Below are 21,949 nucleotides of genomic sequence, written 5' to 3' on the forward strand. Positions count from 1 at the left end.
CTGCACAATCGCTAACCGCGTTTAAACATTTGAGCGGGATAAGCAGAAAAAATTGAAAAAAAGAGAGAAAAATGCAACCGAAGCGTCATTTTCTTCAGTTATCTCATCATATCGGCAGGATTCATGCTGAATAAAGGGGGGCAGGGAAAAATAATTACCCCCCGAAACAGGCTCAGGCGTGACGGTTATCCGGCAGGAAAGCGGTTAAAAGGCCGATAAGTGGCAACCAGGCACAGATTTGATAAACCCATTCGATGCTGGTGTGGTCGGCTACCACGCCCAGCACGGCGGCACCCAGCCCACCCATACCGAAGGCAAAACCGAAAAACAGCCCGGAAACCATACCGATACGTCCCGGCAGCAACTCCTGTGCGTACACCAGAATGGCGGAAAATGCCGAGGCGAGAATCAGGCCGATAATGACGCTCAGCACGCTGGTCCACATTAATGAAGCGTGCGGCAACAACAGGGTAAAGGGGGCCACGCCGAGAATCGAACACCAGATCACATACTTGCGCCCAATCTTATCGCCAATCGGCCCACCAATAATGGTTCCTGCCGCCACCGCACCAAGAAAGACAAACAGATGGAATTGCGACGCCTGGACCGAGAGGCCGAATTTCTGCATTAAATAGAAGGTGTAGTAACTGCTCAGGCTGGTGAGATAAAAATACTTGGAGAAGATCAGCAGCAGCAAAATGCTGATTGCCAGCGCGACTTTTTTACGCGGCAGCGGATTGGCCACCACCGTGGCGGCTTTGGCTTTACTGGCGCGCTGCTGGTGGCTATACCAACGGCTGACCTGCAACAACACAATGATACCCAGCAACGCGGCCAGCACGAACCAGCCGAGATGACCTTTGCCATAGGGCGCGACGATCACCGCAGCCAGCAATGGGCCGAGGGAGCTGCCAAAATTTCCGCCCACCTGGAACAGCGATTGCGCCAGGCCGTGACGTCCACCGGATGCCATCCGCGCCACCCTGGACGATTCGGGATGAAATATCGATGAGCCGCTGCCGACTAACGCCGCCGCCAGTAGAACCTGGAGGTAATCACTGGCGAAGGTCAGCAATACCAGGCCACACAGCGTAAACCCCATCCCAACCGGTAGCGACCAGGGTTTGGGGTACTTGTCGGTGTAGTAGCCGACCACCGGTTGCAGCAGCGAGGCGGTCACCTGGAAGGTGAGGGTAATCAAGCCGATCTGCACAAAGTTCAGGCTAAAGTCTTTTTGCAACAGCGGGTAAATTGCCAGCAGCAACGACTGCAACATATCGTTAAGCAGATGCGCGAGGCTAATCGCCCCTAAAATGCCAAACGCCGTGCGTCCCGGTGCACGTGCCGGGGAGGAGAGAGTATGATCACTTGCCATAAAAATCCTGAGAGGGTCAATTTTCGTTATCAGATTGTTACTTCTCACATGACTCTATAAGCCTTTCATCTTGAGTTAAAGTGCGATCTGTGCGACACAGAAGGGCGATAAAGCACATAAAGTCCACTGGTTAGTGGAAAAACGCAGAATAAGGAGATCGGCTTGTTGTTAATTCCGCGCAAAAGCCCATGGCTGGCATTGATTATCCTGTTGCTGCCGATGTTGGCACAGGCCTGGCAACCCGACCGCAGCTACCGTCTTACTATTCTGCACACCAACGATCAGCACGGCCATTTCTGGCCCAATGCCGAAGGCGAATATGGCCTGGCGGCACAGAAAACCCTGATGGATACCCAGCGTTATGATGCGCAATCGAAGGGAAGCGGCGTGCTGATCCTCTCCGGAGGTGACGTCAACACCGGCGTGCCGGAGTCGGATTTGCTCGATGCGGAACCGGATATTCGCGGCATGAACCTGGTCGGCTATGATGCGATGGCGCTGGGTAACCACGAATTTGATAAGCCGCTCAGCGTGCTACAAAAGCAGCAAAAATGGGCCAAGTTCCCTTTTCTCTCAGCCAATATTTACCAAAAATCCAGCGGTGAACGTCTGTTTAAGCCGTGGGCGGTCTTTACCCGTATGGGACTGAAAATTGCGGTGATCGGCCTGACGACCCCCGACACCCTGCGTATTGCCAATCCGGCCAGCATGGCAAATCTCGACATTCGTGATCCGGTTACTGAAACCGAAAAAGCGGTGGCCGAGTTACGTGCCAGCGTCAAGCCTGATGTCATCATTCTGCTCACCCATATGGGCCACTACGACGACGGCCAGCATGGTAGCAATGCACCGGGCGATGTCGAGCTGGCGCGCAGTCTGCCGCCCGGCACCGTGAACCTGATTGTCGGCGGCCATTCACACGATGCGGTGTGCATGGAGCAAGAAAACGTCAGTGTGAAAAATTATCAGCCGGGCCAGCCCTGCCAGCCGGATCGGCAGAATGGCGTGTGGATTGTGCAGGCAAAAGAGTGGGGGAAATTCGTCGGACGCGGTGATTTTACCTTCCGCAACGGCGAGTTGGCGCTGGATAGCTACCAGCTGATTCCGGTCAACCTGAAACATAAGATCAAGAATGCGGATGGCAGCGAATCCTGGCTGACCTGGCAGCAGGAGATCCCCCCGAATCCGGCAATGATGAAACTGCTGACGCCATTCCAGAAGCGCGCAGAGGCCAAACTGGATGTGCAAGTGGGCAGCAGCGACGGGGTCTTTGTTGGCGAGCGTGACAAGGTACGTTTTGAGCAAACTAACCTCGCTCAGCTTATTCTGCGTGCGCAGATGGCCGCCACCAAAGCCGATTTTGCGGTGATGAGTGGTGGCGGAATTCGTACTTCGCTGGCTCAAGGGGCAATCAGCTGGCGTGATTTATTGCAGGTGCAGCCGTTCAGCAATCAGGTGGTTTCGGTCACCCTGACCGGCAATCAATTGCTGGATTACCTGGCAACCGTAGCCAATATCAAAACCGATGCCGGTGGCTTTGCGCAGTTTGCCAATATCAGCCTGGTTGCGGATGGCAGCAAGGTCAGCGAGGTCATGATTAACGGTGAGCCGTTGCAGAAGGATAAAACCTATCGCATGGCGACCAACAGCTTCAACGCCACCGGTGGCGATGGCTATCCACGCATTGATCATCTCGCAGGCTACAGCAACACCGGGTTGCGTGATGCGGATGTGCTGCGCAACTGGGTGAGCCAACATTCACCGCTGAAAGTAAGTGATTACGCACCGGGAGAAGGGATTGTGCACCTGAGCGAGGAGCAGAAGCAGCAGCGTGATAAAGCACCGGAGAAAGCACCGAAGCGCAGCTATCCGAAAACGGTGCTGGCATGGATACTGCCGCATGCGGTGGAAAACTAATGCATCATTGCGCGATAAATCGCGCCGCTACCTTGCCGTGCTCGCATTTGTAGCGGTGCGATTTATCGCGCGGGTTTCTCACGCCTGGCAGGCTTTACGCATTAGCCAGCGCTGACGCAAGATATCCCATAACCAGTTATACGCCACGGTATAGGGCAGGAAAAACAGGAAAAACGCCACTTCCACCATAAACGCCTGCAACAGCGTAATGCTAAGCATCCAGGCGGCAATCGGTAGTCCGATCACAATAAATCCTCCCTCAAAACCCAGTGCGTGCAGTACACGCAGGCCTGCGCCACGCTGCACCTGATCGCGGGGATACAGGCGATCAAAACCGGCGTTGTAAATCATGTTCCACAGCATGGCGACGGTCGACAGCATAATTGCCAGCAGCCCCATTTCGAACAGCGGTTTATCCATCACCCAGGCAGCTAACGGGGAAACAGTCAAAATCGCCAGAATTTCAAAGCCAGCGGCGTGGAAAAAACGTTCTTTCACAGAACGGGTACGCATAAAAACCTCCTGATTCATTACAGGACGCATTTTCTCATGGGTGAAAATTAAGATAAAATGAACACCTATCGATAAAAGCGATGGGTAACTATGAAATACTCCCCGGAATCCCTGGAGGCTTTTGTGCAAACCGTTGCCAGCGGTTCATTCTCTGCGGCAGCGCGGGCGTTGGGTAAAAGCCAGTCCACCATCAGCAGTGCGGTGGCGAATCTCGAAGATGATTTAGGTTTTATGCTGTTTGATCGGCAGGGGCGGCAGCCGGTGTTAACCGAACAGGGACAGCGTGCGCTGGCGCAGGTGCAGCAGATTCTTGCAGCCAGTCAGCGTCTGGACGAATTGGCGGTGCGCTTGTCGCAGGGTGTCGAGCCGCGCCTGAGCCTGGCGATCTCCGATTTCTGGCAGGCGGAATATCATGAAACGCTGCTAAAACGTTTTGAGGCACGCTATCCGGATATCGAGTTTGAATGCATGATCGCCGAAGATGCCGACGTATTGGACCTGTTACAGGCAGGGCGTGTACATCTGGGGGTGGTGCGAGCACAACCCGCTTTACCACCGGATATCGCGGTAGCGCGTTTACAGGTGGAGGCGCAGATGGCGATTTATCTGCATCAGGATCAGGCGTTGGCACAACAGCAGCAGGTGACCGAAGCACAACTCGGCGCGTTGCGTCAGCTGCGCCTCAATACCTGGGTGGAGACACGAGAACCGATGCCCGTGGGTCGGGTGTGGTCGGCACCGTCCTATTTGTTATTGCTGGAGATGGCAGAGCAGGGCTTTGGCTGGAGCATCTTGCCGCGCTGGCTGGTACAGCAGTTTGGTCATCAGGTGTTAAAAGAGTTGCCGGTAGCGGGGTGGCCGCAACATATTGCGGTGGAGGCGGTCTGGTCGACGCGCAATCCACCGGGACCCGCCGGACGCTGGATGATCGATCAACTGTGCGCCCAGCAGCCTGACTAATCGCGGCGCGCCACATCGGCCAGCGGTGCGTCCAGCAGACGCGCCAGATCCTGTGCCGCCAGTTCGATATCCAGGCCGCGCTTGCCGCCGGAGATAAAGATGGTGGCAAACTCTGCCGCCTGTTGATCAATCACCGTCGGCAGACGTTTTTTCTGCCCCAGCGGGCTGATGCCGCCGACCAGATAACCGGTAACGCGCTGTGCCAGCAGCGGATCGGCCATATCGGCTTTTTTCGCTCCCAACGCTTTGGCGACTTTCTTCAGATCGAGCTGGCTGGAAACCGGTGTGACAGCTACCGCCAGATGTTTCGCATCACCATTGAGCGCCACCAACAGCGTTTTGAATACCTGACGTGCATCGAGATTCAGTTTACGTACCGCCTCGTCACCAAAGTTGGTTTCATGGCTGTCATGGTCGTAAGGATGCAGAGTAAAGGTGACTTTTTGTTTTTCCAGCAGTTTTACAGCGGGCGTCATTTTTTCGATCCTTGCTAAGGAAAATCTTATTTCAGATACGGTGAATAGTACTGGCGAAATTCTGAACTTTGCGCGAGAATTGGCCCGCGCCAGCCAGTAATGGCTGTGTGATAACCAAAATCATAAACAAATTCCTCTTTGACGGGCCGATAGTAATATTGGCCTTCTTTTTTTAGCGCGCCTTTAACAGGCCCGGTAAATTATCATCCCCGTAAAGATGTAACGCTCCTACCGCCACCACATAACGTCCCGGCGGTAACGCCAGCAACAATTCGCGCCAGTGCTGATTGCGGTTACGCATCAGCGTGTCATTCAGTTCATTGCTGAAGGTGGTGGGGAGTGCGACCGGCTGCTGCCTCGGCGGTGCATCCAGCCACCAACTGATCATGGTTTGCAGCAAACGCGCGTTGGTGTGCCAGTGTTCCAGTGTATCGAGCAACAACGGCAAGCCATTATCCGGCAGGGATTTCAGCAGCGCGATTTGCGTATCCGGCCCTTCCAGCTCAATCACCGGCTGATGACTTGCTTTGGCGGCCTGCAACAGTTGATAGTCAATGCCGTACTGTGGCCGCAGCCCAAGGCGCTGTGCCTGCTGCGCCTGCAACATCAGGGCAATCTGCCACATCGGCAGGTTGTCAAACATCGCCATCGAGAGCGTCAGTTCATCACAGAGTGCGCTCAGCCTGGTCAGGGTTTCGCTGTCGAGGCGTTCTGCCAGGGGAGGAAGGTTCTCACCTTCGGCAAAAGGCGATCCTCCCTGGGTGATATCGGCTTCAACAATCAGTGCATCGGCTTTTGCCAGTTGGCGTAACAAACGTGCCGGCAGCGGCTGCATGTCGCGTGTGCCCATATGAATGCTGCCAACCAGATGTAACTGGCGATTGCCCAACTGGATATCCATCGCGGGCCAGGCGTAGCTGGCCGGAAAAAGTCGCGATGCCAGCTGTGTTACGCATTGCCACAGGCTGCGTCTCATTCCCTGTCCTTTTTAAGTCAAAAATCCATGCTAGCGATTTCATCACCGGAAAAACAGGGCAGCGCTTGCTATTCACGTACCGGCGGCTTAAACCGCAACAGACGATTGGCATTACTCACCACCGTAATGGAGGAGAGCGCCATGGCCGCACCCGCCACAATCGGGCTTAACAGCATACCGGTGAACGGAAACAGCACGCCGGCCGCAATGGGGATGCCAAAACTGTTGTAAATAAATGCGCCCAGCAGGTTCTGACGCATATTGCGCAGCGTGGCGCGGGAAATCGCCAGCGCATCAGCCACGCAGTGCAGGTCGTTGCGCATTAGCGTCATGGCGGCAGTTTCCACCGCCACATCACTGCCGCCGCCCATCGCAATGCCGACATCCGCTTGCGCCAGTGCCGGGGCATCGTTGATGCCGTCCCCGATCATCACCACTTTGCGACCCTGCTGTTGCAACTGCGCGATAGCCTGCGCTTTACCTTCCGGCAGCACCCCGGCGATCACCGCGTCGATACCGGCTTCAGCCGCGATGGCGCGTGCGGTTTTTTCGTGGTCACCGGTCAGCATGATCAACTGATAGCCCTGCTGATGCAGGCGTTGCAGCGCTGCGCGACTTTCCGGGCGCAGGCTGTCGCGTAGGGCGATCAACCCCAGTAGCTGGTTGTCATCAGCCAACAGCACCGGTGTTGCCCCGAGCGCCGCCAGACGTTCAATGTCTTCACGCGCAGGCGTGCAATCCACCTGTTCGGCTTCCATCAATGCCAGGTTACCGAGCAGCAAGGTTCTGTCAGCGACTTTAGCGCTGACGCCCTTGCCGCGTATTGTACGAAATTGCTCAATTTCAGCTGCGGGCAAATCTGGCACTGCCGCGATAATCGCGGTCGCCAGTGGGTGGCTGGAGCCTTGTTCCAGTTGAGCAGCAGCATGCAGCACCTGCTGGCGATCCCAGTCGCCATATAGCAGCACATCACTCACCAGCGGCGTACCTTGTGTCAGGGTGCCAGTCTTATCAAACACCAGCGTGTCGACTTCACTGGCGCGTTGCAACGCATCAGCATCACGTACCAGCACCCCAAGTTCTGCGGCGCGACCCACTCCGGCAATGACCGACATGGGGGTTGCCAGCCCGAGGGCGCAAGGGCAGGCGATGATCAGCACCGTGGTGACGATCACCAGCGTATAAGCCAGCTGCGGTTGCGGACCGGCCAGATACCACACCAGCCCACTGATCAGCGCAATCGCCACCACCACCGGCACAAACACCGCCGAGATACGGTCGGCGAGGCGTCCGATGTCGGGTTTACTGCTTTGCGCCTGGCGTACCAGATTGATGATGCGTGCCAGCGTGGTGTGACGCCCGGTCGCACGCGCGATAAAACGCAGTGTGCCGTCCTGGAGCAGCGTACCGGCATAGACTTTATCCCCGGCCTGTTTGCTTTGCGGCACCGCTTCACCGGTCAGCATCGCTTCATCGCACCAGCCTTCGCCGCTTGCCACTTCGCCATCAACCGGGACGCGATCGCCGGTCACCAGTTTGATCAACATGCCCGGCTGCACATCGCTAAGTGCCACCAGCGTTTCACCCTGATCGGTGATGACGCGGGCTTGCGCCGGGGTTAAGTCCAGCAACCGTTCCAGCGCCTGCGAGGCGCGCTGCCTGGCCCGTTGTTCCAGCGCATGGCCCAGATTGATCAGGCCGATGATCATCACGCTGGCTTCAAAATAGAGATGCCTGGCCTGATGCGGGAAGAATTGTGGCCACAGCGTGACGCCCATCGAGTAGAGCCAGGCGGCACCGGTGCCAAGTGCTACCAGCGTATCCATCGTGGCGGTGCCATGACGCAGGCTGCGCCAGGCGCTGCGATAGAAATGGCCGCCGGCAATCATCATCACCAGCAAAGTGATGACACCCAGCGCACGCCATAAGGTGATGTTGTTGTCGCTGAGCATCATATTGTCGCCCAGCATGCCCCAAATCATCATTGGTACGCCGAGCAGCAACGCCAGCGCGGATTGCCAGCTAAAGCGGCGCATCGCCTGGCGGGCGCTGACCTGCTGACGCTCCCGGCGGGTTTGCTCATCTTCGATAATTTCTGCGCTATAGCCCGCCTGGTCGACTGCGTTAATTAAGTCAGCGGGTCGTGCACCACCCAATACCAGGGCGCTGCGTTCACCCAGATTTACGCGTGCCTGACTGACGCCAGGCACTTTCTGTAATGCCTGCTCGACACGACTCACGCAGCTGGCGCAACTCATACCGCCAATCAGCAGGTGTTGGACGGGCAGGGTATCATCCGCCGGTTGCGATCGTAGCTCCGTTGTCAGCGCCTCCGGCAGCGGCTCTGATGCTGTCAACGGTTCAGACTTTGGGCTGTCTTTCAGTGCGGCGTGATAACCTGCCTGTTCGACGGTGGCGATCAGATCGCTGGCGCTGGCAGCACCGGTCACACGTGCTTCCTGTTGTGTGACTTCAGCCTGTTCAACATCGCTACGCTGTTCCAGCGCTTCTTTGACGCGTTTGACGCAGTGGCCGCAGGAGAGGCCGTCCAGCGCCAACAACTGTGTATGTGACATATTTAACTCCTTATGCGTTCAGGTTTGACTGCATGCAGACTTTGCATTAGTTATAAAGCCTAAACCTTCCATTCAGGGGAAGGTCAAGGGGAGCATATGAACATTAGCGATGTCGCTAAAAAAACCGGGCTGACCAGCAAAGCGATTCGTTTTTACGAAGAGAAGGGCGTGGTCACGCCGCCGCTGCGCAGTGAAAATGGTTACCGTAGTTACAACCCACACCATATTGATGAACTCAATCTGTTGCGCCAGGCGCGTCAGGTGGGCTTCACCCTCGACGAATGTCGCGAGTTGGTGACGTTGTTTAACGATCCCGCGCGCCACAGCGCCGATGTCAAAGCGCGCACCTTGCAGAAAGCGGATGAGATCGCGGCACACATTGAGGAATTACACGCCATGCGGGCGCGTTTACTGGCGCTGGCGGACGCCTGTCCGGGCGATGATAGTGCGGAATGTCCCATCATTAACCACCTGGCGGGTTGCTGCCATCAGCCAGCAGGAAAACGCGGCTGAATCATCAGCGTAATACCGACCACGCCGGTGACGATCACCTGCGTACCGGCGGGCAGATCGCTTTCTGCCTGCACGCGCCAACTGCTGTCGCCGATGCGCACATGACCGGTGCCGTCTTTTAGGGCGTTCTCCAGCGTGAAATGCTGCCCAATCAGTTGTGTGCCGCGCTGATTAAGCACATTGGGTTGCTGTGACGACTCGCGATAGCGCATCCAGCGATACCAGAAATAGACGCACAACAGCGTCAGCACTGCGAACAGCAGGCCTTGGCTGGTCCACGAGAAGGGAAAGAACCACTCGATAAGGCCAACCAGCACTGCCGCCAGGCCGCTCCACAGCAGATAGCCACTGGTGCCGAGCATCTCCGCGGCCAGTAGCAGGCCGCCGAGTGTCAACCAGAACCAGTGTGGATGTGCAATCAGCTCCATCAGGATCACGGTTTGCGCTCCCGACCGCTCTCTTTCAGCAGTTCGCTAATCCCGGCCACGGAACCGAGCAGGCTGGTGGCATCCAGCGGCATCATGACTACCTTGCTGTTATTGGCCTCGCCAATTTTCTGCAATGCATCGGTATATTTCTGGGCCACAAAGTAGTTGACCGCCTGGATATCCCCGGCAGCGATTGCTTCAGACACCATACGCGTTGCAGAGGCTTCCGCCTGCGCCTGACGTTCACGCGCTTCGGCATGCAGAAACGCCGCAGTCCGCTCCCCCTCAGCTTTCAGAATTTGTGACTGCTTTTCCCCTTCAGCACGCAAAATCGCCGCCTGGCGTACCCCCTCTGCCGTCAGAATATCGGCGCGTTTGGTACGTTCGGCTTTCATCTGCGCGTTCATCGCCGCGATCAACTCCTGCGGTGGGCGCACATCACGAATTTCGATACGGGTGATTTTCACGCCCCAGGGATTGGTCGCTTCGTCGACAATGTGCAGCAGACGGGTATTGATGTTGTCGCGCTGTGACAGCATCTCATCCAATTCCATGCCGCCCAGCACAGTACGGATATTGGTCATGGTGAGATTGAGGATTGCCAGCTCAAGGTTGCTGACTTCATAGGCGGTGCGAGCCGCATCGATCACCTGCAAAAAACAGACGGCATCGATAGTGACGTTGGCATTATCTTTGGAGATGACTTCCTGAGAGGGGATATCAAGCACCCGTTCCATCATATTGACCTTGCGGCCAATGCGATCCATGAAGGGCACAACTAACGTCAGGCCGGGTTGCAGGGTACGGGTATAGCGACCGAAACGCTCCACCGTCCACTGATAACCTTGTGGCACAATTTTTACACCGGCCCATACGGTCACCAACGCGAGTACGATGATGACCGGCATCACAGTTAACATATAACCTCCTGGTTGTCAGTTGAGGGGCCGAGTCGCTTCGGCTCCCTTTTAACGCCCGTACTGGTTAGTACAACAGCGAGTAAAGCTGGCGACGATAGCGTGCAGCCAAGGCATCACCGGTGCCGAGTGCGGCCAGAATTTCCTGCAACATTTTACGCACCTGGCCGTCAGCGGCATTGAGGTCGCTTTTCAGAAAACCAAACAGCAATTCAAGCGCTTCTTCATTACGACCAACCTGATGCAGCTGTAACGACAGTTTAGCAGCCAGCTCCGCGTTCGCAGGGTCCTGCGCCAGTTGTTCCTGTAATTGCTGAATTTCCGGCGTATCGGCCGCCTTTTTCAGTAACTCGATTTGTGCCACCAGGCTCTGATAGCGAGTGTCCTGATCCTGCAACGGCACCACATTTAACACCGCTTCCGCTTCGTCGCTGCGGTTCAGGGTGATCAATACTTCCGCCAGCAGGAAGCCAATTTCACTGGCCTGATGACTCAGCTGCCAGGCATCTTTCAGCAGCGGCAGTGCATCCAGTGGTTTGCCTTCGTCCATCAGGGCCAGCGCCTGCTGGGCTTTCAATTCTTCTTCACGCGGCAGCACTTTTTGCAGCAGGGCACGAATCGCCTCTTCCGGTTGCGGTCCCTGGAAACCATCGACCGGCTGGCCGTTCTGGAACAGGTACACCGTCGGGATAGAACGCAAACCAAATTGAGAAGCCACCATCTGCTCTTTATCGCAATCCAGTTTCGCCAGAATAAACTGACCGGCGTACTCCTGGGCCAGATGTTCCAGCACCGGCGTCAGTTGCTGGCAATGCTGGCTGCGATCGGACCAGAAATAGAACAGCACCGGCAGCTGCATGGATTGTTCCAGCGTCTGATGCAGATTGGATTCGTTGATGTCGATAATCAAAGCGTGTGACATGAATGCGTCTCTTTGCTGAAAGTGTGTTGAGAATATGGGGGCAAGCTGCCCGGCTTCAAGTTCAAATCAGGCTTGCAGCCTATTTGCTGCGCAAAATGCGATCCAGCATCCAGCCTGGCAGCAGGCGTTTTAACAGACTCATGGCCCAGGCCACCAGGGTCACCGGATAACGCAGGCGCGGATGGGCGCTTTCCAGCGCGTGGCGCAGCTTCGGCAAAATCGCTTCAGGCGGCAGGGAAAAATGCGCAGCAATGCCGGGATTACGCACCGGTTTGTCGCTCTCCCCCTGATGAACGTTTTCCGTGAAACGGGTATGAATCGGTCCCGGTTCAATCAGGCTGACGCGCACGCCCGTGCTGCGTATCTCCATGCGCAGCGCATCGCTCCAGGCTTCGAGCGCGTATTTACTGGCGGCGTAAGCACCGCGTCCCGGCGTGGAGATCAATCCCAGCACGGAACTGGTATTAATAATACGCCCGTTGCCGCTGGCTTGCAGCGCGGGCAACAGGCGCATGGTCAGTTGATGTGTGCCAAAGAAGTTGGTCGAGAACTGTTGCTCAAGCTGTTGGCGCGACAGGCTGGTGAGCGGCCCGTAAATACCAAAACCGGCATTGTTGAATAGACCGTGCAGGCGATTCTCCGTCAGCGCAATCACCTGATCCGCAGCGGCATCGACGCTGACCGGATCGTCCAGATCGAGGGCAATCCCGATAAAACCGAGCGCATGCATGCGTGCAACATCATCTGCCCGGCGGCAGGCGGCAATCACGCGGTAGCCGCGCATCAGCAGATCATTGGCGGCCACCAGGCCGATACCGCTGGAGCAGCCGGTGATAAGAATGGTTTTTTGCATAACTTTACCTGTTAAAAATCACGCGCCTGCGTTAATCATGCTTTACTAGCGGAGCCAGTTCTTTCGCCATCACACTGGCGATAAAAGGCTGTGCATCCGGATTCGGGTGAATACCATCCTGCTGCATCCACTCCGGTTTCAGATACACCTGCTCCATAAAGAAGGGCACCAGAGGAATGTTGTACTGTTGTGCCAGCTGCGGATAAATCGCGCTAAACGCCTGCGTATAACGACGTCCATAATTTGCCGGTAAACGAATTTGCATCAGCAGCGGCTGCGCGTTTGCTGCTTTCACATCGTCGATAATTTTGCTCAGGTCCTGGGCGATATTTTGCGGAGGGAAGCCACGCAGACCATCGTTACCGCCCAATTCGATTAACACCCAGCGCGGTTGATGTTGTTTTAATAACGCCGGTAAACGCGCCAGGCCCTGTCCGGCGGTATCGCCACTGATGCTGGCGTTGATAACTTTGGGCTGTTGTTGCCACTCTTTATCCAACAGATAGGGCCAGGCAACGTTGGCGGACATGCGGTAACCGGCACTCAGGCTATCGCCCAGTACCAGCAGCGTATCGGCCGCAGCAAGACGTGACACCAGCAGAAGCAATAACAACAGGAAGGAATAATGCCAGCGGAAAACATTGTTGAAGTTCATCATCTTACTAAGTCCGTCGGTCAGGGAGAGCATCAGCTGACCATCCTTACCGGAGTTGAGCTGGTTGTCAAACCCGCCCAGACCATTGCGCTGATTGGCGAGTCCGGCTCGGGCAAATCTACCCTGTTGGGCATCCTCGCCGGGCTGGACGATGGCAGCAGCGGTGAAGTGCATTTGTTGGGCGAGCCATTACATGCAATGGATGAGGAGCAGCGGGCGGCGCTGCGCGCGCGGGAAGTCGGCTTTGTCTTTCAATCTTTTATGCTGGTGCCGACGCTGAATGCGCTGGAGAACGTCCAGTTGCCAGCGCTGTTGCGTGGTGTCAGCGATCGTGAAAGCCGCGATCAGGCGGTGGAATTACTGACGCAGCTCGGCTTAAAAGCGCGTCTGCACCATCTTCCCGCCCAGCTTTCCGGTGGCGAGCAGCAGCGAGTGGCGCTGGCTCGTGCCTTTAATGGGCGTCCCGGCCTGTTGTTTGCCGATGAACCGACCGGCAACCTCGACCGTCAGACCGGGGATCGCATCGCCGATCTGCTGTTCTCGCTCAACCGTGATTTTGCCACCACCCTCATTCTGGTCACGCATGATGAACAACTGGCAGCGCGTTGCGACCGTCGCCTGCGACTGCGTGACGGTAAATTGTGGGAGGAGTCATGATCTGGCGCTGGTTCTGGCGGGAGTGGCGTTCGCCCTCGCTGTTGATCGTCTGGCTGGCGCTGACGCTGGCGGTGGCCTGCGTTCTGGCGCTGGGATCGATCAGCGATCGGATGGAGAAAGGGTTAAGCCAGCAAAGCCGTGACTTTATGGCCGGTGATCGTACCTTGCACAGCAACGCACCGGTGCCGGACGCCTGGCTGGCGCAGGCACGGCAGGAGGGATTATCGGTTAGCCGTCAGCTAAGTTTTATGACCATGACCTTCGCGCAGGAAACGCCGCAGCTGGCGGATGTGAAGGCCGTGGATGATGCCTATCCGATGTTTGGCACTTTGCAAACCGATCCGCCCGGCCTGCGCCCACGCGCGGGTACGGTGCTGGCGGCCCCCCGGTTGCTGGCGCTGCTGAACCTGAAAACTGGCGATCAGATTGACGTAGGTGATACCACGCTGCGTATCGCAGGTGAGGTGATTCAGGAACCTGATGCCGGGTTTAACCCGTTTCAAACCGCGCCGCGTCTGTTGATGAACCTGGCGGATGTGGAGAAAACCGGCGCGATCCAGCCGGGCAGTCGCCTGAGTTGGCGCTACAAATTCTCAGGCGATCCGGCACCGCTGGCGCGCTACGACAACTGGATTCAGCCGCAGCTCAAAGCGGATCAACGCTGGATTAGCGTGGAAAATTCAGAAGATGCACTGGGGCGTTCGATGCAGCGCGCACAGCAATTTTTGCTGCTGTCAGCGTTGCTGACCTTGCTGCTGGCGATCGCCGCCGTGGCGGTGGCGATGAGTCACTATTGCCGCAGCCGCTATGACCTGGTGGCGGTGCTGAAAACCCTGGGGGCAACGCGCAAGGTACTGCAACGGTTAATCATCGGCCAGTGGCTGGCAGTGCTGCTGTTGGCGGCGGTGGCGGGTAGCGTGCTGGGGCAGGGGATAGAAATCATCCTGCTGGCGATGCTGAAACCGGTGCTGCCTGCGGCGCTTCCGGCAGCCAGCTTCTGGCCGTGGCTGTGGTCATTGGGGGCGATGTTCGTTATCTCGCTACTGGTGGGGCTGCGTCCTTACCGCTTATTGCTGGCAACACAGCCGTTGCGCGTGCTGCGTCGTGATGCGGTAGCGGACGTCTGGCCGTTACGCATCTATCTGCCGGTGATGGCGCTGGTGGTGATTGGCCTGCTGGCGCTGCTGATGGGTGGCAGCAAAATGCTGTGGGCGCTGCTGGCAGGCGTAGTGATGCTGGCGTTGTTGCTGGCATTACTGGGCTGGGGCACCTTGCTGTTGTTGCGCCGCCTGGTGGTGCGCAACCTGGCGATGCGGCTGGCGATTAATCGTCTGCTACGGCAACCGGCGATGACGCTCAGCCAGCTGGCGGCGTTTTCACTCTCCTTTATGTTGCTGGCGTTGCTGCTGGTGATGCGCGGTGATCTGCTCGATCGCTGGCAACAACAATTGCCACCGGATAGCCCCAACTATTTTCTGCTGAATATGACGCAGGAACAGGTGCCGCAGGTCCGTGATTTCCTGCAATCACACCAGATCAAGGCGGAGACGTTCTATCCGATTATCCGCGCCCGTCTGACGCAGCTCAACGGTAAGGATGCCGATCCGAATATGGATAACGCATTGAATCGAGAGCTGAATTTGACATGGCAGACTGAGCGGCCGGATCACAACCCGCTGGTGGCGGGGAGCTGGCCGCCGCGTGCCGGGGAAGTCTCGATGGAGACGGAGCTGGCAGATCGTCTGGGGGTGAAGCTGGGGGATACCTTAACCTTCAGCGGCGATACCCAGCAGTTCAGCGCCAAAATTACCAGCCTGCGTAAAGTGGACTGGGAAAGCCTGCGGCCCAACTTCTTCTTTATCTTCCCGCCGGGGGCGCTGGATGACCAACCGCAAACCTGGCTGACCAGTTTCCGTATGGGGAGTAACCCGACGTTGCTGGCGCAGCTGAACCGGGCATTCCCCACCCTGAGTTTGCTGGATATCGGCAGCATGATGCGCCAGATCGGTCAGGTGCTGGCACAGGTCAGCCAGGCGCTGGAGATTATGGTGATACTGGTGACGATTTGTGGCGTATTGCTGCTGCTGGCACAAATCCAGGTCGGGATGCGGCAACGGCGTCAGGAGCTGGTGGTGTATCGCACGCTGGGTGCCAGCAAACGGCTGCTGCGCGGCACCCTGTGGTGTGAGTTTGCTTTGCTGGGCGTGGTGTCCGGGATTGCGGCGGCGCTGGGTGCAGAAGCGGCGCTATGGGGGTTACAACGGAAGATCTTTGATTTCCCTTGGCAGCCGGACTGGAGCCTGTGGCTGGCGCTGCCAATCACCGGGGCGGTGCTACTGTCGTTGTGCGGCGGCTGGCTGGGCGTGCGTTTGCTGAAAGGTAAAGCGTTGTTCAGGCGGTTTGAAGCGGCGTGACAGGCTTCTCTGGAACCCTCTCCCGCTTGCGGGAGAGGGTTAGGGTGAGGGAGCGTTTTACAGCTTCTCAACGGCCCAGGCGATACCGCTCGCATATTCCGGCGGCAGCAGCGGCACCAGCGCATTCAACGCGGCGGCCAGACGAGCCTGGTCGCTATCGGTCAGATTGAGGTGGCCGACTTTACGTCCCGGGCGTACCTCTTTCTCGTACCAATGCAGATGCACCAGTGGCTGATGCAGCCATGCCAGATTCACATCCGTACCGATCAGGTTAACCATGACTGACGGCGCATACACCACCGGTTGCGGCAGCGGTAAACCCAGTACGGCACGCAGATGCAGCTCGAACTGGCTGATGGAGGCACCATTTTGCGTCCAGTGTCCGCTGTTATGGACACGCGGTGCCAGTTCGTTGATCAGCAGGCCCTGCGGCGTAACAAAGCACTCCATCGCCATCACACCGACATAGTTCAGCTCATGCATGATCGCGCTGAGCATCGCTTCGGCCTGCTGCTGCTGGGCCGCATCAGCCTGCGGGAATGCGACGCTGGTGCGCAGGATACCTTCCTGATGCAGGTTATGGGTCAGCGGATAGAAAACCGTGCTGCCATCCTGACCACGCGCACCCACCAACGACACTTCACCGCTGAAGTTGATGCCCTGTTCAACGATGCACTCGCCGTAGCACTCATCCGGCAGGGTGTCGGTTTCATTGGCGCGCAGACGCCACTGACCGCGCCCGTCATAACCACCAGTGCGGCGTTTGACGATGGCCAGTTCGCCGAGCGAGCTGAACACCTGCGGCCATTCGCTTTTCTCTGCCAGCAATTGCCACGGGGCGGTAGCGAGGTTCAGCTGATCGAGCAGCTGTTTTTGCGTCAGGCGATCGGCCAGACGCGGGAAAATGTCGCGATTCACAAAAGCCGGATGGCTCGCCAGCTCACGCGTCAGCGCGGTTTCTGGCCAGCGCTCAATCTCTGCGGTGATCACGCTTTGCGCGATTGGCAGCGCAGAAGGTTCGGCATCCAGCCCGACCGGATAGACAGCGATGCCCAGCGGTTCACCCGCCTGGCGCAGCATACGGCCTAACTGACCATTTCCCAGTACGCAAACCGGCTTCATGCATCCCCCCGCGGGTCCGGGTTGTTCAGTACTTCGTCGGTCTGGGTCTGACGCCAGTTCGCCAGGCGAGTTGCCAGCGCGCTGTCGTGAATCGCCAGAATCTGTGCCGCCAGCAGGGCAGCATTGGCGGCACCGGCTTTACCGATGGCCAGTGTACCGACCGGGATACCGCGCGGCATTTGCACGATAGAGTAGAGGCTGTCGACGCCGCTCAGGGCTGCGCTTTGTACCGGTACGCCCAGTACCGGCACCAGGGTTTTGGCAGCCAGCATGCCCGGCAGATGGGCAGCACCGCCAGCACCGGCGATAATCACCTGAAAACCATTTTGCGCGGCGTTTTCGGCGAAGCTGAACAGTTTGTCCGGCGTGCGGTGAGCAGAGACCACTTCCACGTGGAAGGGGACATCCAGGCTGTTAAGAATTTCCTCGGCGAACTGCATGGTAGCCCAGTCACTTTTGGAACCCATGACGATGGCGATACGAGCCGGGGCGGCGTTGGATGACATGCGGTCAACTCCTGTGAATATACAAACGAACCTGGCCGGGCGGGCAGGTGAAGAAGGGCACAGAGAATAGCATGAGATGGCAGCAAGGAAAACGGTTGCGTGGCCGGAAAACGGGCAAGATTGCCCGTTAATCAGAACGGAAATTCGATAAGCCTGACGCCAGCGGCATCAACCTGAATCATCGACCCCTGATGATGCCAGGCACCGAGCACCACGCGTTGGGCATTTTCACCCTGCAAAACAAAATCATGGATCGCCGGGCGATGGGTGTGGCCGTGGATCAGCAAGTGCACCTGTTGACGGGCCATGGCTTCTATCACCGCCTGTTGGTTCACATCCATAATACTCAGCGATTTATGCTGATTGGCCTGTTTGCTGTTGGCGCGCATTTTGGCGGCGATACGCATGCGTATCCTGAGCGGCAAGGCGAGAAATAACTTTTGTAGCCAGCGCTGATGCACTTTGGCACGAAAGCGTTGGTAGCCTTCATCGTCGGTGCACAGGGTGTCACCATGCATAATCAGCAGGCGCTTGCCGTACAGGGTTAACACCTGTTCCTCCGGCAGCAGCGTCATGCCGCTGGCACGCGCAAAGCGCTGGCCGAGCAGAAAATCGCGATTACCGTGGATAAAGAATGTCGGCACCGGCAGGGCCTTGAGCGCGTCAGCGATTTGCTGATGCAAGGGGTTGGGATCGTCATCGCCAATCCAGGCTTCGAACAGATCGCCAAGGATATAAAGCGCATCGCATTGATGCGCTTCCCGCTGCAAAAAATGCAGAAAACCGGCAGTGATTGCCGGTTCTTCTTCGCACAGATGAAGATCTGCGATAAACAGCGTGCGCGACATTACTCGCTAACGGTCACTTTCTGGATGATCACGTCATCTTTCGGCACGTCCTGGTGCATGCCGCTGCGGCCGGTGGCGACGGCTTTGATTTTGTCGACCACGTCCATGCCTTCAACCACTTCAGCGAACACGCAGTAACCCCAGCCTTGCAGGCTTTCGTCACGGAAGTTCAGGAAGTCGTTGTCTGCTACGTTGATGAAGAACTGAGCGGTAGCAGAGTGCGGAGCCTGAGTACGTGCCATCGCCAGGGTGCCACGGGTGTTTTTCAGGCCGTTGTTGGCTTCGTTACGGATGTCTTCTTTGGTGGCTTTCTGCTTCATGCCCGGCTCAAAGCCGCCGCCCTGAATCATAAAGCCGTTGATCACACGGTGGAAAATGGTGTTGTCGTAGAAACCTTCACGACAGTAATCCAGGAAGTTCTTTACGGTAGCCGGCGCTTTGTCATCGAAGGTTTTAATTACGATATCGCCGTGGTTCGTCTGGAAGGTGACCATCATTCTCGTCCTGTAAAGGTTGTCGTCGGTGTCAATTGCCGCGCCTGCCTCAGAGCAGCGGGCCATTTTTGTAGACGCATCTTATATCACAAATTGTGATGACGCGTCAGCAAGGCAGCGACAGTTGCTATGCTGGCGTCGCGCTGAAGAAAAAAATACGGCACAATACGCAGCTAGCCTGGAAAGGCCTTTCCCGCACACGTTAAATACGGAACCGTTCAATGCTAAAGATTTATAACACCCTGACGCGACAGAAAGAGGAATTCAAACCCATTCATGCTGGTGAAATCGGCATGTACGTGTGCGGCATCACGGTGTACGACCTCTGTCATATCGGCCATGGACGTACCTTTGTGGCGTTTGACGTGGTAGCGCGCTACCTGCGCTATGTCGGTTATAAGCTGAAGTATGTACGTAACATCACCGATATTGATGACAAAATCATCAAACGTGCCAACGAGAATGGCGAAAGCATCGAAACCCTGACCAACCGTATGATCGGTGAAATGCACAAAGATTTCGCGGCGCTGGGTATTCTGCCGCCCGATCTGGAGCCGCGCGCGACACGCCATATCGACGAGATCATCGAGTTGGTTGGCCGCCTGATCGAGCGTGGTCATGCCTACGTGGCCGACAACGGCGACGTGATGTTTGATGTGCTGAGCGACAAAGACTATGGCGTGCTGTCCCGTCAGGATCTGGAACAACTCCAGGCCGGTGCGCGCGTTGAAGTGGCCGAAGTGAAGCGTAACCCGATGGATTTCGTGCTGTGGAAGATGTCGAAAGCCGACGAACCGGCGTGGAACTCACCATGGGGCAACGGCCGTCCGGGCTGGCATATTGAATGTTCAGCGATGAACTGCAAACAGCTCGGCACCCATTTCGATATCCACGGTGGCGGTTCGGATCTGATGTTCCCGCATCACGAAAACGAAGTGGCGCAATCTACCTGTGCGCATGATGGCCCTTACGTTAACTACTGGATGCATTCCGGGATGGTGATGGTTGATCGCGAGAAGATGTCAAAATCCCTCGGCAACTTCTTTACCGTTCGCGATGTACTGCAACACTACGACGCGGAAACCGTGCGTTACTTCCTGATGTCCGGCCACTACCGTAGCCAGCTCAACTATGGCGAAGATAACCTCAATCAGGCTCGTGCGGCGCTGGAGCGTCTCTACACCGCACTGCGTCATACCGATGTCAGCGCGGTTGCTGCCGGTGGTGAAGAGTTCGAAGCGCGTTTCCGCACCGCGATGGACGATGACTTCAACACACCGGAAGCTTACTCAGTGCTGTTCGATATGGCGCGCGAAGTGAACCGCCTGAAAACCGAGGACAAAACGGCGGCGGATGCGTTGGCAGCGAAACTGCGTCAACTGGCGGAGGTGCTGGGCATTCTACAACAAGATCCTGAGCAGTTCCTGCAAAGCGGTGCGCAGGCCAACGACGATGAAGTGGCGGAGATCGAAGCGCTGATTAAGATGCGTAATGATGCGCGTCAGGCGAAAGACTGGGCGCAGGCCGATGTGGCGCGCGATAAACTGAATGCGTTGGGTATCGTGCTGGAAGATGGGCCGCAGGGCACCACCTGGCGTCGTAAATAACATATAAAAAAGGGCGAACATCAAAGTTCGCCCTTTTTATTTCAGCCTGGTAGCGGCGCGATTTATCGCGCTCTTTAGCGGCAACAAGCGCGATAAATCGCGCCGCTACGTTTTTTAAGCCACCACAGTAATGCGTTGGCCGGCAAATTCCACTGTCTGACCGGCGAGGATCTTGCAGCGTTTACGCGTTTCAATTGCGCCATCGACACGCACTTCGCCTTCGTCGATCACCGCTTTGGCCTGCGCGCCGCTCTCCACCCAACCTTCGAGTTTCAGCAGATCGCACAGATCGACATGCGGGTGTTTACCCAGAGAAAACGTCGCCATTATGCATTCTCCTCATCGTGATACTCTTCGCATGCCTGCAAGGTGTTCTGAATCAGGGTGGCAACCGTCATCGGGCCAACGCCGCCAGGCACTGGCGTGATGAAAGACGCGCGTTCTGAAGCGGCTTCGAAATCTACATCGCCAACCACTTTGCCGCTTTCCAGACGGTTGATACCGACATCAATCACGATCGCGCCCGGTTTGATCCAGTCACCCGGAATAAAGTTCGGTTTACCAACCGCCACGATCAACAGATCGGCGTGTTCGATGTGGTGACGCAGATCTTTGGTGAAACGGTGGGTGACGGTGGTGGTACAACCGGCCAGCAGTAACTCCATGCTCATCGGACGACCAACGATGTTGGATGCACCCACCACCACGGCGTTTAGGCCGTAGGTATCGATGTCATAACGCTCCAGCAACGTGACAATGCCGCGTGGGGTGCAGGGACGCAGCTTAGGCGCGCGCTGGCACAGACGACCGACGTTGTACGGATGGAAACCATCGACATCTTTGTCCGGCACGATGCGTTCCAGCACTTTAACGTTATCGATGCCTGCCGGAAGCGGCAGCTGCACCAGGATGCCATCGATTTCATGATCGTTATTCAGCGCATCGATCAACTCCAGCAGCTCGGCTTCGCTGGTGGTTGCTGGCAGATCGTAAGAACGGGAAACGAATCCCACTTCTTCACAGGCGCGGCGTTTGCTGGCGACATAGATCTGCGAAGCGGGGTTTTCCCCCACCAGAACGACTGCCAGGCCAGGTGCACGTTTTCCAGCCGCCAGACGCTGCTGTACTTTTTCCGCAACCTCAAGGCGCACCTGCTGCGCAATCGTTTTACCGTCAATAATTTTTGCTGCCATCAGAGAGGAAATCCACTGTGTAATGTT

The 21,949-nt window shown here is 56.8% G+C and carries 22 protein-coding genes; 6 read left to right on the plus strand and 16 right to left on the minus strand.

Annotation, left to right across the window (positions count from 1 at the left end):
• Nucleotides 1–172: 172 nt before the first annotated feature.
• Entirely contained in the window at nucleotides 173–1,375 is a 1,203-nt protein-coding gene (locus tag PAT9B_RS05030; protein WP_013508178.1) for an MFS transporter, read from the minus strand.
• A gap of 219 nt (nucleotides 1,376–1,594) precedes the next feature.
• Between PAT9B_RS05030 and ushA the strand changes: the two genes are divergently transcribed.
• Nucleotides 1,595–3,292, plus strand: a complete 1,698-nt coding sequence (gene ushA / locus PAT9B_RS05035) for a bifunctional UDP-sugar hydrolase/5'-nucleotidase UshA (protein ID WP_049792202.1) — start codon at nucleotides 1,595–1,597, stop codon at nucleotides 3,290–3,292.
• Nucleotides 3,293–3,370: 78 nt separating this feature from the next.
• On the opposite strand, the gene PAT9B_RS05040 is transcribed toward ushA, so the two are convergent.
• Nucleotides 3,371–3,805: a multidrug/biocide efflux PACE transporter gene (locus tag PAT9B_RS05040; protein ID WP_013508180.1), complete on the minus strand. Its 435-nt coding sequence runs from the start codon at nucleotides 3,803–3,805 to the stop codon at nucleotides 3,371–3,373.
• Nucleotides 3,806–3,895: 90 nt separating this feature from the next.
• Here PAT9B_RS05040 and PAT9B_RS05045 point away from each other — a divergent pair, with 90 nt between their 5' ends.
• Nucleotides 3,896–4,765: a LysR family transcriptional regulator gene (locus PAT9B_RS05045; protein WP_013508181.1), complete on the plus strand. Its 870-nt coding sequence runs from the start codon at nucleotides 3,896–3,898 to the stop codon at nucleotides 4,763–4,765.
• On the opposite strand, the gene ybaK is transcribed toward PAT9B_RS05045, so the two are convergent.
• The 3 genes from ybaK to copA form a co-directional block, all read right to left on the minus strand.
• Nucleotides 4,762–5,241 (minus strand): Cys-tRNA(Pro)/Cys-tRNA(Cys) deacylase YbaK, encoded by a 480-nt coding sequence (ybaK, locus tag PAT9B_RS05050; RefSeq protein ID WP_013508182.1) that lies wholly within the window; start codon nucleotides 5,239–5,241, stop codon nucleotides 4,762–4,764. The genes PAT9B_RS05045 and ybaK overlap by 4 nt on opposite strands.
• Before the next feature lie 172 nt (nucleotides 5,242–5,413).
• Entirely contained in the window at nucleotides 5,414–6,217 is an 804-nt protein-coding gene (locus PAT9B_RS05055; RefSeq protein ID WP_013508183.1) for a TraB/GumN family protein, read from the minus strand.
• A 68-nt stretch (nucleotides 6,218–6,285) separates the two neighbouring features.
• Nucleotides 6,286–8,793, minus strand: coding sequence for a copper-exporting P-type ATPase CopA (gene copA / locus PAT9B_RS05060; RefSeq protein WP_013508184.1), 2,508 nt, complete (start codon nucleotides 8,791–8,793; stop codon nucleotides 6,286–6,288).
• A gap of 96 nt (nucleotides 8,794–8,889) precedes the next feature.
• Between copA and cueR the strand changes: the two genes are divergently transcribed.
• Complete coding sequence (cueR, locus tag PAT9B_RS05065) at nucleotides 8,890–9,306, plus strand: Cu(I)-responsive transcriptional regulator (protein WP_013508185.1); 417 nt, start codon at nucleotides 8,890–8,892, stop codon at nucleotides 9,304–9,306.
• Here cueR and PAT9B_RS05070 read toward each other — a convergent pair.
• The 5 genes from PAT9B_RS05070 to tesA form a co-directional block, all read right to left on the minus strand.
• Nucleotides 9,282–9,740 (minus strand): NfeD family protein, encoded by a 459-nt coding sequence (locus PAT9B_RS05070; protein ID WP_041525902.1) that lies wholly within the window; start codon nucleotides 9,738–9,740, stop codon nucleotides 9,282–9,284. The genes cueR and PAT9B_RS05070 overlap by 25 nt on opposite strands.
• On the minus strand, nucleotides 9,740–10,654 hold the full coding sequence (locus tag PAT9B_RS05075; RefSeq protein ID WP_013508187.1) for an SPFH domain-containing protein: 915 nt from the start codon (nucleotides 10,652–10,654) through the stop codon (nucleotides 9,740–9,742). Before PAT9B_RS05075 ends, PAT9B_RS05070 begins: the two co-directional genes overlap by 1 nt.
• Nucleotides 10,655–10,718: 64 nt before the next feature.
• Nucleotides 10,719–11,573, minus strand: coding sequence for a co-chaperone YbbN (locus tag PAT9B_RS05080; RefSeq protein WP_013508188.1), 855 nt, complete (start codon nucleotides 11,571–11,573; stop codon nucleotides 10,719–10,721).
• A 79-nt stretch (nucleotides 11,574–11,652) separates the two neighbouring features.
• The gene (locus tag PAT9B_RS05085) at nucleotides 11,653–12,426 is read right to left on the minus strand and encodes an SDR family oxidoreductase (RefSeq protein WP_013508189.1); all 774 of its coding nucleotides are present in this window, start codon (nucleotides 12,424–12,426) and stop codon (nucleotides 11,653–11,655) included.
• 31 nt (nucleotides 12,427–12,457) lie between these two features.
• The gene (tesA, locus tag PAT9B_RS05090) at nucleotides 12,458–13,084 is read right to left on the minus strand and encodes a multifunctional acyl-CoA thioesterase I/protease I/lysophospholipase L1 (protein WP_150105773.1); all 627 of its coding nucleotides are present in this window, start codon (nucleotides 13,082–13,084) and stop codon (nucleotides 12,458–12,460) included.
• On the opposite strand from tesA, the gene ybbA reads away from it, so the two are divergent.
• Nucleotides 13,052–13,738 carry a putative ABC transporter ATP-binding protein YbbA gene (ybbA, locus tag PAT9B_RS05095; protein ID WP_013508191.1) on the plus strand — a complete coding sequence of 229 codons (687 nt, stop codon included), beginning with the start codon at nucleotides 13,052–13,054 and terminating at the stop codon, nucleotides 13,736–13,738. The two genes, tesA and ybbA, sit on opposite strands and share 33 nt — an antisense overlap.
• On the plus strand, nucleotides 13,735–16,152 hold the full coding sequence (gene ybbP, locus PAT9B_RS05100) for a putative ABC transporter permease subunit YbbP (RefSeq protein WP_013508192.1): 2,418 nt from the start codon (nucleotides 13,735–13,737) through the stop codon (nucleotides 16,150–16,152). Before ybbA ends, ybbP begins: the two co-directional genes overlap by 4 nt.
• Before the next feature lie 57 nt (nucleotides 16,153–16,209).
• Here ybbP and purK read toward each other — a convergent pair whose 3' ends face one another.
• The 4 genes from purK to ppiB form a co-directional block, all read right to left on the minus strand.
• Complete coding sequence (gene purK, locus PAT9B_RS05105) at nucleotides 16,210–17,274, minus strand: 5-(carboxyamino)imidazole ribonucleotide synthase (protein ID WP_013508193.1); 1,065 nt, start codon at nucleotides 17,272–17,274, stop codon at nucleotides 16,210–16,212.
• On the minus strand, nucleotides 17,271–17,780 hold the full coding sequence (gene purE, locus PAT9B_RS05110; protein ID WP_013508194.1) for a 5-(carboxyamino)imidazole ribonucleotide mutase: 510 nt from the start codon (nucleotides 17,778–17,780) through the stop codon (nucleotides 17,271–17,273). The genes purK and purE overlap by 4 nt, the downstream gene beginning before the upstream one ends.
• Nucleotides 17,781–17,911: 131 nt before the next feature.
• The gene (lpxH, locus tag PAT9B_RS05115; RefSeq protein ID WP_013508195.1) at nucleotides 17,912–18,628 is read right to left on the minus strand and encodes a UDP-2,3-diacylglucosamine diphosphatase; all 717 of its coding nucleotides are present in this window, start codon (nucleotides 18,626–18,628) and stop codon (nucleotides 17,912–17,914) included.
• Nucleotides 18,628–19,122 carry a peptidylprolyl isomerase B gene (ppiB, locus tag PAT9B_RS05120; RefSeq protein ID WP_013508196.1) on the minus strand — a complete coding sequence of 165 codons (495 nt, stop codon included), beginning with the start codon at nucleotides 19,120–19,122 and terminating at the stop codon, nucleotides 18,628–18,630. Before ppiB ends, lpxH begins: the two co-directional genes overlap by 1 nt.
• A 221-nt stretch (nucleotides 19,123–19,343) precedes the next feature.
• Here ppiB and cysS point away from each other — a divergent pair, with 221 nt between their 5' ends.
• Nucleotides 19,344–20,729: a cysteine--tRNA ligase gene (gene cysS, locus PAT9B_RS05125; RefSeq protein WP_013508197.1), complete on the plus strand. Its 1,386-nt coding sequence runs from the start codon at nucleotides 19,344–19,346 to the stop codon at nucleotides 20,727–20,729.
• Nucleotides 20,730–20,843: 114 nt separating this feature from the next.
• On the opposite strand, the gene ybcJ is transcribed toward cysS, so the two are convergent.
• Nucleotides 20,844–21,056, minus strand: coding sequence for a ribosome-associated protein YbcJ (gene ybcJ / locus PAT9B_RS05130; RefSeq protein ID WP_013508198.1), 213 nt, complete (start codon nucleotides 21,054–21,056; stop codon nucleotides 20,844–20,846).
• Nucleotides 21,056–21,922 (minus strand): bifunctional methylenetetrahydrofolate dehydrogenase/methenyltetrahydrofolate cyclohydrolase FolD, encoded by an 867-nt coding sequence (gene folD / locus PAT9B_RS05135; RefSeq protein WP_013508199.1) that lies wholly within the window; start codon nucleotides 21,920–21,922, stop codon nucleotides 21,056–21,058. Before folD ends, ybcJ begins: the two co-directional genes overlap by 1 nt.
• Between the last annotated feature and the right edge of the window lie 27 nt (nucleotides 21,923–21,949).

Source organism: Pantoea sp. At-9b (assembly GCF_000175935.2).
GTDB lineage: Bacteria > Pseudomonadota > Gammaproteobacteria > Enterobacterales > Enterobacteriaceae > Pantoea.